9 protein-coding genes are annotated in these 10,169 nt (G+C 71.5%); 6 read left to right on the top strand and 3 right to left on the bottom strand.

What is annotated here, in order from left to right:
* Window positions 1–107 precede the first annotated feature (107 nt).
* Window positions 108–704: a GNAT family N-acetyltransferase gene (locus C1J00_RS30235; RefSeq protein WP_102912173.1), complete on the top strand. Its 597-nt coding sequence runs from the start codon at window positions 108–110 to the stop codon at window positions 702–704.
* Window positions 705–716: 12 nt separating this feature from the next.
* Here the strand turns inward: C1J00_RS30235 and C1J00_RS30230 are convergent, their stop codons facing one another.
* The gene (locus C1J00_RS30230) at window positions 717–1,559 is read right to left on the bottom strand and encodes a siderophore-interacting protein (protein WP_102912172.1); all 843 of its coding nucleotides are present in this window, start codon (window positions 1,557–1,559) and stop codon (window positions 717–719) included.
* Window positions 1,560–1,662: 103 nt separating this feature from the next.
* Window positions 1,663–2,592, bottom strand: coding sequence for a 5'-3' exonuclease (locus C1J00_RS30225; protein WP_245936566.1), 930 nt, complete (start codon window positions 2,590–2,592; stop codon window positions 1,663–1,665).
* 169 nt (window positions 2,593–2,761) lie between these two features.
* On the opposite strand from C1J00_RS30225, the gene C1J00_RS30220 reads away from it, so the two are divergent.
* The 4 genes from C1J00_RS30220 to C1J00_RS30205 all read left to right on the top strand — a co-directional run bounded on the left by C1J00_RS30220 (window position 2,762) and on the right by C1J00_RS30205 (window position 8,080).
* Window positions 2,762–3,856 (top strand): quaternary amine ABC transporter ATP-binding protein, encoded by a 1,095-nt coding sequence (locus tag C1J00_RS30220; RefSeq protein ID WP_102912174.1) that lies wholly within the window; start codon window positions 2,762–2,764, stop codon window positions 3,854–3,856.
* Window positions 3,849–6,464, top strand: a complete 2,616-nt coding sequence (locus C1J00_RS30215) for an ABC transporter permease/substrate binding protein (protein WP_102912171.1) — start codon at window positions 3,849–3,851, stop codon at window positions 6,462–6,464. The genes C1J00_RS30220 and C1J00_RS30215 overlap by 8 nt, the downstream gene beginning before the upstream one ends.
* Window positions 6,465–6,794: 330 nt before the next feature.
* Window positions 6,795–7,364, top strand: a complete 570-nt coding sequence (locus C1J00_RS30210; RefSeq protein WP_102912170.1) for a helix-turn-helix domain-containing protein — start codon at window positions 6,795–6,797, stop codon at window positions 7,362–7,364.
* The gene (locus C1J00_RS30205) at window positions 7,361–8,080 is read left to right on the top strand and encodes a helical backbone metal receptor (protein WP_102912169.1); all 720 of its coding nucleotides are present in this window, start codon (window positions 7,361–7,363) and stop codon (window positions 8,078–8,080) included. Before C1J00_RS30210 ends, C1J00_RS30205 begins: the two co-directional genes overlap by 4 nt.
* On the opposite strand, the gene C1J00_RS30200 is transcribed toward C1J00_RS30205, so the two are convergent.
* The gene (locus C1J00_RS30200; RefSeq protein ID WP_102912168.1) at window positions 7,992–9,143 is read right to left on the bottom strand and encodes a TDT family transporter; all 1,152 of its coding nucleotides are present in this window, start codon (window positions 9,141–9,143) and stop codon (window positions 7,992–7,994) included. The two genes, C1J00_RS30205 and C1J00_RS30200, sit on opposite strands and share 89 nt — an antisense overlap.
* Window positions 9,144–9,214: 71 nt before the next feature.
* Here C1J00_RS30200 and C1J00_RS30195 point away from each other — a divergent pair, with 71 nt between their 5' ends.
* Window positions 9,215–10,144, top strand: coding sequence for a LysR family transcriptional regulator (locus tag C1J00_RS30195; protein WP_102912167.1), 930 nt, complete (start codon window positions 9,215–9,217; stop codon window positions 10,142–10,144).
* The last annotated feature ends 25 nt before the right edge of the window (window positions 10,145–10,169 follow it).

Here is a 10,169-nt window from a genome sequence, read left to right as displayed (position 1 = left end):
AGGGAGGGGTGGGGCTCTTGCGTCTCATCGAGGCCCAGCGTACGAGGCCGGTGCGCGAGGGTGGAAAACCCGTGGGAGCGCCCGGCCGGACCTTGCAGGATGGGGAGATGCCGTTCCTCACCAGCCCGGTCCTGACCGCCGGGACGCTCGCAAGCCGCCCCCAGCCCGCTCTCCCCGCCGACGGCGGCCTCCTGCTGCGCCCCTGGCGGGCCGGGGACGCGCCCGCGGTGTACGAGGTCTTCCAGGACCCCTTGATGCACCGGTGGCACGCCCGGGCCGCCGACTCCGTGGACGAGGTCGGTGCCTGGATCCGTGAGTGGCATCAGGCGTGGGACGGAGAGCAGGCCGCGCACTGGGCCGTGGCCGACGCGGACTCCGACACGCTGCTGGGCCGGGTGGCGCTGCGCGAGCTACGGCTGTACGACGGGACGGCGGAGATGGCGTACTGGACCGTCCCGGCGGCCCGGGGCCGGGGTGTCGCCGCCCGGGCCACGACCGCCCTCACGAACTGGGCCCTCGACGAGGCGGGCTTCCACCGGCTGGAACTCCTGCACGCCCTGCCCAACGAGGCGTCGTGCCGCGTCGCCACGAGAACCGGCTTCGCTCTGGAGGGCACCAAGCGCAGCGCCGTCCTGCACCCGGACGGATGGCACGACATGCATCTGCACGCACGGATCGGTACCCGCACATCTCTTCCCTCGTGAGGACAAGCGTCCTCAGGCCGCGGACACCCTCTCCTGCTCCGCCTCGACCCGGGCGTTCCACTCGCGCTTGGATTCCTGCCAGCCGTCCTCGTTGTGGCCCTGGCGCCAGTAACCGGAGATCGAGAGGGATTCGCGCGGGACGGGGCGCTCGACGCGGAGCAGGTGGCGCAGCTCCTTCACGAAGTGCGCCTCTCCGTGGACGAAGGCGTGCACGCGGCCCTCGGGGAACTCAAGGTTCCGTACGGCCTCGACCAGCGCCTCTCCGAGGGGGCGGGCGCCGCGGTGCAGCCAGACGACCTCCACGTCGGAGTCGATCTTCTGCTCCTCCTCGGGGCCGGAGACCTCCACGAAGGCGTACGCCCTGGCCCCGCGCGGCAGTGCTTCCAGGGCACAGGCGATCGCGGGGAGCGCGCTCTCGTCACCGGCGAGCAGATGCCAGTCGGCGTCCCGGTCGGGGGCGTAGGCGCCGCCGGGTCCGCTGAAGCGCACGGTCTCGCCCGGCTGGACGCGCCTGGCCCACGGGCCGGCCAGGCCCTCGTCGCCGTGGATGACGAAGTCCAGCGTCAGCTCGCGGTGCTCGGCGTCCCAATGGCGAACCGTGTAGGTCCGGGTCACCGGCCACTGGTCGCGCGGCAGCTCGTCCCGGATGCGCTGCAGGTCGAAGGGCTCCGGATAGGTCACGCCCTCCGGCGGGAACAGCAGCTTCACATAGTGGTCGGTGCACGCGCCCGCCACGAAGTCGGCGAGGCCCTCGCCGCCGAGCACGACACGCTGCATGTGCGGGGTCAGCCGTTCGGTGCGGACGACCTGGGCGGAATGTGCCCTGCGCTGCTGTCGTCCCGGTCGCTCAGCCATGAGGACCTCCCTGTCTCACATAGTTAGGGTAACCTAAGTTAGCACCTCGGCCCCTCATCACACCTCTTGTGCTGACACTTCACGTCGTTCTCTTACGAAAGGGTCAGGTCGCGAGAGTCGTCAGCAGGCGCTCCAGTGATCCGCCCAGCCCCCAGCGGGCCGCCAGCGCCTCCAGCGCCGCCGGATCGCGCGGCGCCCGCGGCAGTGCCGTGGAGACGTCCGGCAACGGCACGTCGTCCGCGACCCGGACCACCTTCGGCGCGACCGCGAGATAGGGGCGTGCCTCGTCCAGCCGCCTGCGCTGCGTCGGCGTCAGCTTCGACCGCCGGTCCTCGACCGCCGCCAGGATCCCGGCCAGGTCCCCGAACTCGGCCAGCAGTTTGGCGGCCGTCTTCTCACCGACGCCCGGCACTCCCGGCAGGCCGTCGCTGGGGTCGCCACGCAGCAGGGCCAGGTCCGCGTACCCGCTGCCGCCGACCCCATACTTCCCACGGAGCCATGCCTCATCGGTGAGCTGCAGCGTGCCCACGCCCTTCAGTGGGTACAGCACGCGCACCCCGCGCGCGTCGTCCACCAGCTGGTACAGGTCGCGGTCGCCGGTGACGATGTCGACCGGGCCCTGCGCCCGCGCGGTGAACGTGCCGATCACGTCGTCCGCCTCGTACCCGGCGACGCCCACGCGCGCGATGCCCACCGCGTCCAGCACCGCCTCGATGACCGGGACCTGCGGCGACAGGGTGTCGGGCACTTCCTCCTCGTCCGGGCCCACCGCGTGCTCCTCCGCGACGCGGTGGGCTTTGTAGGACGGGATCAGCTCAACGCGCCACTGCGGCCGCCAGTCGGCGTCCATGCAGGCCACGAGCCGGCCGGGCCGGTGGTCCCGGACCAGGCGGTCGATGAAGTCGAGCAGTCCGCGCACGGCGTTCACCGGCGTGCCGTCCGGGGCCCTGACCGAGTCCGGGACGCCGAAGTAGGCGCGGAAGTACAGGGAAGCGGTGTCGAGGAGCATCAGTCGTCCGGTCACGCCAGGCATCATGCCGTACGCCACCGACAGTCACCCGTCTCATGTGTGACGCGCCCCACTTGTGCGTTTGGGATCCGGGATCGGGGGGAGGCGCCGCCCCGCAGCGAGGGTGGTTGCACATTTCAACTTTTGCATCCTGCTCTCGCTCTGTTCGGTTGCCGTGGAAATCGAGGTGCACGTGTCAGCAAGGCTGCAGGCGGAGAGCCTGTACAAAGTGTTCGGCCGGAGACCGGACCAGGCGGTCAGGCGGCTCCGCGACGGGGCCGCCGACCGGGACGAGCTGCGCGCCGAGGGCGCGACCGCCGCCGTGATCGACGCGTCCTTCACCGTGGAACCCGGCGAGATCTTCGTCGTCATGGGCCTGTCCGGCTCCGGCAAGTCCACCCTGCTGCGCATGCTGAACGGCCTGCTCGACCCCACCGCCGGGCACGTGCGCTACGACGGCCAGGACCTGACCACGCTCGGCGACCGTGAACTGCGCGAGGTCCGCTCCAGGAAGATCAGCATGGTCTTCCAGCACTTCGCGCTCTTCCCGCATCGCAGCGTGCGCGAGAACGCCGCCTACGGTCTGGAAGTGCAGGGCGTGCCCCGCGCCGAGCGCGTACGCCGCGCCGACGAGGCGCTCGCCCTGTGCGGCCTGGCCGGCTGGGAGAAGTCCTGGCCCGACGAGCTGTCCGGCGGCATGCAGCAGCGCGTCGGACTCGCCCGCGCCCTCGCCACCGACGCCGACCTGCTGCTGATGGACGAGTCCTTCAGCGCCCTGGACCCGCTGATCCGCCGCGACATGCAGGACCAGCTGCTGGAGCTCCAGCAGAAGCTGAAGAAGACGATCGTCTTCATCACCCACGACCTGAACGAGGCCATGCGCCTCGGCGACCGCATCGCCGTCATGCGCGACGGCCGCATCGTGCAGAACGGCACCGCGCAGGACATCCTGCTGCGGCCGGCCAACGACTACGTCGCCTCCTTCACCCAGGACGTCGACCGCTCCCGCGTCCTGACCGCGGGCGAGCTGATGGACACCTCGGTCACCGCCGACGACCCCGGCTGCCACTGCGTGACCGCCACGACCGGCACCCCGTTCACGGAGCTGTGCGCGATCAGCGCCCGGCTCTCCCACCCCGTCTCGGTCGTGGACGAGGACAACAAGCTGATCGGCGTCGTGCCCCTGCAGCGCCTGGTCGGCTTCCTCGGGGACGAGCGGGACGCCACCCCGGAGCCCTGCGACTCGCCGCGGGACAAGGGCGGAGAGAAGGTGACCGCCCGTGCCTAGGATTCAGCTCGGCACCTGGGTCAACGACGCCGTCGACTGGCTCACCACCCACATGGGGTGGCTGTTCGACTTCTGCAAGACCGTGTTCCTCGGCCTCTACGACGGCATCAACGCCGTCCTCCAGGCCCCCCAGCCGCTGCTCCTCGCGGGCATCCTCGCCGTGATCGCCTTCTGGCTGCGCGGCACCCTCGCCGGTGTCCTCGCCTTCGCGGGATTCGCGTTCATCGACTCCCTCGACCTGTGGGAGAACGCGATGATCACCCTGGCGCTCGTCCTCGTGGCGACCGTCATCGCACTGGTGATCTCCATACCGGTGGGCATCTGGGCGGCCCGCTCCGACCGCGTCAGCGGTCTGGTCCGGCCAGTCCTGGACTTCATGCAGACGCTGCCCGCGATGGTCTACCTCATCCCGGCGATCCTCTTCTTCGGCACCGGCGCCTCCGCCGGCATCGTCGCCACCCTGATCTTCGCTCTCGCCCCGGGTGTGCGCATGACCGAACTCGGCATCCGCCAGGTCGACAAGGACCTGGTCGAGGCTGCCGACGCGTTCGGCACCACACCCCGCAACACGCTGCTGCGCGTCCAGCTCCCCCTCGCCCTGCCCACGGTCATGGCCGGCGTCAACCAGGTCATCATGCTCGGACTGTCCATGGCCGCCATCGCGGGCATGGTCGGCACCGGCGGGCTCGGCGGCGACGTCAACCAGGCCATCGGCCAGCTCAACGTCGGCCTCGGCGCCGAGGCCGGGGTCGGCATCGTGATCCTCGCGATCTACCTCGACCGCATGACCAGCGCGCTGGGCACCCAGGTCTCCCCACTCGGCCGCCGCACCGCCGCCCGGCTGCGCGCCGCCCAAGGGCTGAAGATCTGGTCGTACCGGCCCCGCCCGGCCGTCGCCGTGATCGGCGTCGTCGTCCTGGCGCTCACCGCGGGCGGCATGGGCGTCCTCGGTGGCGGCGCCGGCACCGAGGCGGCCGCGAACGGCAAGAACGTCGGCCAGGGCAAGAAGATCAGCATCGGCTACATCCCCTGGGACGAGGGCGTCGCCTCCACCTTCCTGTGGAAGGAGGTCCTGGAGCAGCGCGGCTACCAGGTCGAGGCCAAGCAGTTCGACGCGGGCCCGCTGTACACCTCCCTCGCCCAGGGCGACGTCGACTTCCAGACGGACGCCTGGCTGCCCACCACCCACGCCCAGTACTGGAAGAAGTACGGCAAGCAGCTCGACGACCTCGGCGCCTGGTACGACAAGACCTCCCTGGAGCTCTCCGTGCCCTCCTACATGAAGGGCATCGACTCCCTGGCGGACCTCAAGGGCAAGGCGTCGCGGTTCGGCGGCAAGATCACCGGCATCGAGTCCAGCGCCGGGGAGATGGCCCTGCTCAAGAGCAAGGTCCTCAAGGGGTACGGCCTGGACAAGGAGTACGAGGTCGTCGACAGCTCCACGCCCGCGATGCTGGCCGAGCTGAAGCGCGCCTACGCCCAGAAGAAGCCGGTCGTCGTCACGCTCTGGTCTCCGCACTGGGCGTACAACGACTACGACCTGAAGAAGCTCAAGGACCCCAAGGGTGCCTGGGGCAAGGGCGACGGCGTGCACACCCTGTCCCGCAAGGGCTTCGCGGACGACGCCCCGACGGTCGCCGGGTGGCTGAAGAAGTTCAGGATGAGCGAGAAGGAGCTCACCGGCCTCGAAGCCGAGATCAACAAGGCCGGCAAGGGCAACCAGCAGGACGCCGTGCGCGCCTGGCTGAAGCAGAACCCCGGCTTCGCCGACAAGATGGCCCCGGTCAAGGACACCGGCGGCAGCACGCCCGCCGAGGCGAAGCGACCGCTGGACGTGGCGTGGTTCCCCTGGGACGAGGACATCGCCGTCACCTACCTGTGGAAGAACGTCCTGGAGCGGCGCGGCTACCAGCTGAACCTGAAGCAGATGGACGTCGGCCCCGTCTACACCGGCCTGGCCTCGGGCGATCTCGACCTCAACTTCGACGCCTGGCTGCCCTACGCCCAGAAGAACTACTGGGACAAGAACAAGGACCGGCTCAAGGATCTCGGCACCTGGTACGAACCGACCTCCCTGGAGATCGCCGTACCGTCCTACGTCAAGGGCGTCGACTCCCTGGAGGACCTCAAGGGCAAGGCCGACACCTTCGACGGGAAGATCATCGGCATCGAGCCGGGCACCGGTGAGATGGACCTCGCGAAGAACAAGGTCCTGCCCGCCTACGGCCTCGACAAGGAGTACGAGGTCGTCGACGGCTCCACGCCCGCGATGCTCGCCGAGCTGAAGCGCGCGTACGCCAAGAAGGAGCCGATCGCCGTCACCCTCTGGTCGCCGCACTGGGCGTACAGCGACTACGAGCTGACCAAGCTGAAGGACCCGAGGAAGGCCTTCGGCGAGGGCAACACGATCCGCACCATCTCCAACGAGAAGTTCCCCGCCGAGTACCCGCAGCTCACGAAGTGGATCAAGAACTTCAGGATGAGCGAGGACGAGCTCGGCAGCCTGGAGAGCGAGATCAAGAACCGCGGCCAGGGCCATGAGGAAGAGGCTGTGGCCGAGTGGCTCCGGCAGCACCCGGACATGGTGCGGCGGATGACACCGCAGTAGGGTTCCGGGGTGGGACGCGCGACACGCCGCGTCCCGCCCCGCTCCCGATCACGAGCGGGATCCGGACAACCACAGAACGCTACGTCACCCCCAGAACCCCCTCTCCACGCCTGTTCCTCCGGCGGGCGGACGGCTTGCGCCGCCCCCTTCGGCGGCGGATCGCCTGGCGCGAAGTGTGAGGTCGCGCACCGTCCGGTACGAGGTCGATGTGACGGGCGCATGAAACGGTTTGCCGAACATGCGTAGGGTGCAGACAACTCAACAGGAGCAGTGCGCCGGGACACCGCCGCACAGGGAGCGGATCGACGGGCGAAGGAGGGAGCCGGAGCGATGGGCGACCACAAAGAGCAACCCCTTCGGGTGGGCGCGGCCGTGCGCCGACGGCGCCGCGCGCTGGAGCTCACCCTCGCCGTCGTGTCCGCGCGCAGCGGCCTGTCGGTCCCTTTCCTGAGCCAGATCGAGAACGACCGGGCGCGGCCCAGCACCAGCTCCCTGGAGAAGGTCGCCGACGCCCTGCGCACCACGGCGGTGGAGCTCCTTGCCGCGGCCGATCCGGCATGCAGCGTGGACGTCGTCCGCGGCGACGACGGCGAGCCGCTGCCCCGCCCCCGGTCCCGCTCCCTGGTCCGCGGACACCACCAGATGCACGCCTCCGAGTTCACCGGCGACCACGACGCGGGCCGTGAATTCCAGTACCGCAACGACCAGTTGATGTACGTCGCCGACGGCGCGGTGGAGATCGAGGCGGAGGGCCGCGCCTACCGCCTCGGCCGGGGCGACACGCTGTACCTGACCGGCGGCGTACGGCACCGCTGGCGGGCGGCCGAGTCGGACACCCGCGTGATCGTCGTCGCCGTGGCGGAGCACATCGAGGCGGTCCGGGACCGGCCACGCCGGTGAGAATGGTCTCGCTGGTCCCCTCGCTGACCGAGGCCGTGGCCCGCTCCGCGCCCGGAGCCCTGGCCGGCGCCACCGACTGGTGCACGCATCCGCCCGGCCTGGACGTCGTACGCGTCGGCGGCACCAAGAACCCGAAGACCGAACGGATCATCTCCCTCGCGCCCGATCTGGTGATCGCCAACGAGGAGGAGAACCGCGCACCCGACCTCGCGGCCCTGCGTGCTGCGGGCGTCGAGGTGCTGGTGACGGAGATCCGCGACGTGCCGCAGGCCTTCCGGGAACTGGCCCGGGTGCTGACCGCCTGCGGGGTGACGGTCCGCCCGCGCTGGCTGGACGAGGCGGAGGAGACCTGGTCGTCGCTGCCGGAGCCGCGAACTCGGCTCACGGCGGTCGTACCGATCTGGCGCCGCCCCTGGATGGTCCTGGGCCGCGACACCTTCGCCGGCGACGTCCTCGCCCGACTCGGCGTCGACCACGCGCACGCGACCCACCCCGACCGCTACCCCCGTGTTCCGCTGGAGGAACTCCGCGCCTCGGCACCGGACGTGGTGGTCCTCCCGGACGAGCCGTACCGCTTCACCGCGGACGACGGCCCCGAGGCGTTCCCCGGCCTGCCCTGCGCGCTCGTCAGCGGACGGCACCTGACGTGGTACGGGCCGTCACTGGCCGAGGCACCGCGGGTACTGGGCCGGGCGCTGCGAGCAGCTCGCCCCTGAGCAGCCCGCGCGCGGTGCCCACGACGGCGGTGACCCACGCCGCGACCAGCACCGCGTACAGCACGACCGCCGGCCCCCCGTAGGCCACGAGCCCGGTGTGCCGGGCCAGCGCCTCGGCGCCCGTGACACAGGTGCCGACCGGGAAGGTGAACGACCACCAGGTCATCGAGAACCGCATCCCGTGCCGCCGGGCGCGCAGCACATGGGCGGCGGCCAGGCAGAACCACAGCAGCGCGAACCCCATCACGGGTACGCCGTACAGCACGGCGAGGGCTCCGAAACCCTCGCCGTACGGCTCCGGTACGACCCCGGGCGCGACGTCCGCGAAGGCGCCCACGGCCGTGGTGGACTGCCCGAGAGGGCCCAGCACCAGGAACAGCGTCGGGGTGAGAGCGAGGGGCAGCGGCCCGCCGGTGAGCGACCGGGCGAAGACCAGCGGCAGCATGACCAGGGTCGCCAGCAGGCTCAGACCGAACAGTGCGAAGCAGACGAGCAGCATCGTCTCCCGGGCCTGACCGGGGGGCAGATACGGCACCAGCGGCGGCCCGACGGCGGCGGACACCATGGGCGCGACGAGCGGCAGCAGCCACACGGGCGTCGCCTGCCCCGGCTCCACGCGATGCCGTACGGCCATCAGATACGGCACGGCGACGGCCGCGGCCAGGCCGGTCGCCGTACCGGCGGTGAACAGCACGGCGTCGAGCGCCACGGCCGCCCGCAGGCCGATCACGTCCCGCCCGACGGTCAGGGCACCGCCGCCCACGGCCAGCAGGGCCATGGCGAGGCAGCCGTAGAAGGGCGCCGTCGCCGGGTCGAGGAGGTGGGCGCGGGCCTGGTCCCGGTGCCGGTACCAGTGCACGGCCCGTCCCGCGAGCAGGACCAGGAGCAGGGCGAGCGACAGGGCCCACACCCCCACGAGCACCCCGCGCAGCCCCGGGACGTGCGGCGGGAGGGAGGCTCCTGCTGTGGCGACGACGGCGGTGCCCATCACGGTGGCGTACCAGGTGGGTCCGAGGTGACGTACGGAGAGCGGGTGTGCGAGGGGCCGGGCTGCGGTGACCATGACTTCCACGGTGGGGCCGCGGCAGGCGCACCACCAGGGACTATGCCTCTATGGCGGCATAAGCTGGGTTTATGAGCAACGCGGATGAGCAGACCGGGCCGACCGTCTCCGTTTCCCTGGGGCACCGGGTGCCGGATCTGGGCGCCCTGGAGCTGCTGCTGGCGGTGGCGCGGCTCGGCAGCCTCGGCGGTGCGGCGCGGGAACTCGGCATCACCCAGCCCGCGGCCAGCAGCCGGATCCGGTCGATGGAGCGGCAGCTCGGTGTGGCGCTGGTCGACCGGTCGCCCCGCGGGTCCCGGCTCACGGACGCCGGGGCGCTCGTGACGGACTGGGCGCGGCGGATCGTGGAGGCGGCGGAGGCGTTCGACGTGGGGGCGCAGGCGCTGCGTGTACGCCGTGACTCCCGGCTGCGGGTGGCCGCGAGCATGACCATCGCCGAGTACCTGCTGCCGGGCTGGCTGCTCGCGCTCCGGGCGCAGCGGCCCGACACGGCGGTGTCGCTGCACGCGGGCAACTCGACGGTGGTGGCCGAGCGGCTGCTGTCGGACGAGGCGGATCTGGGGTTCGTGGAGGGGCTGTCGGTGCCGGCCGGTCTCGACTCGGCGGTCATCGCCCACGACCGGCTGATAGTGGTGACCGCGCCGGGACACGCCTGGGCTCGGCGGCGGCGGTCGCTGGCCGCGGAGGAACTGGCGTCGACGCCGCTGATCCTGCGCGAGAAGGGGTCGGGGACCCGGCAGGTGCTGCACGCGGCGCTCGGCGGGCTGGCCCGGCCGCTGATCGAGTTGTCGTCCACGACGGCGGTGAAGGCGGCGGCGGTGAGCGGGGCGGGGCCGGCGGTGCTGAGCGAACTGGCGGTGGGGGAGGAGCTGGCGATGCGGCGGCTGGTGCCGGTGCCGGTGGAGGGGGTCGCCCTGGCGCGGGACCTGCGGGCGGTGTGGCCGACGGGGCATCGCCCTACGGGCCCGGCGCGGGACCTGCTGTCGCTGACGCGGGGGTGAGGTACTCGCCCCCGCCGCCCCTACC

The organism is Streptomyces cahuitamycinicus (genome assembly GCF_002891435.1).
Classification (GTDB): Bacteria; Actinomycetota; Actinomycetes; order Streptomycetales; family Streptomycetaceae; genus Streptomyces; species Streptomyces cahuitamycinicus.
The sequence above is the reverse complement of the archived record's forward strand: the minus strand, read 5'-3'. Positions and strand labels throughout refer to the sequence as shown.

What these genes read in the sequence shown, in the direction of transcription:
- C1J00_RS30235 (WP_102912173.1), top strand. Translation starts at nt 108, where the DNA reads ATGCCGTTCCTCACCAGCCCGGTCCTGACCGCCGGGACGCTCGCAAGC.
- C1J00_RS30230 (WP_102912172.1), bottom strand. Translation starts at nt 1,559, where the DNA reads ATGGCTGAGCGACCGGGACGACAGCAGCGCAGGGCACATTCCGCCCAG.
- C1J00_RS30225 (WP_245936566.1), bottom strand. Translation starts at nt 2,592, where the DNA reads ATGCCTGGCGTGACCGGACGACTGATGCTCCTCGACACCGCTTCCCTG.
- C1J00_RS30210 (WP_102912170.1), top strand. Translation starts at nt 6,795, where the DNA reads ATGGGCGACCACAAAGAGCAACCCCTTCGGGTGGGCGCGGCCGTGCGC.
- C1J00_RS30200 (WP_102912168.1), bottom strand. Translation starts at nt 9,143, where the DNA reads ATGGTCACCGCAGCCCGGCCCCTCGCACACCCGCTCTCCGTACGTCAC.
- C1J00_RS30195 (WP_102912167.1), top strand. Translation starts at nt 9,215, where the DNA reads ATGAGCAACGCGGATGAGCAGACCGGGCCGACCGTCTCCGTTTCCCTG.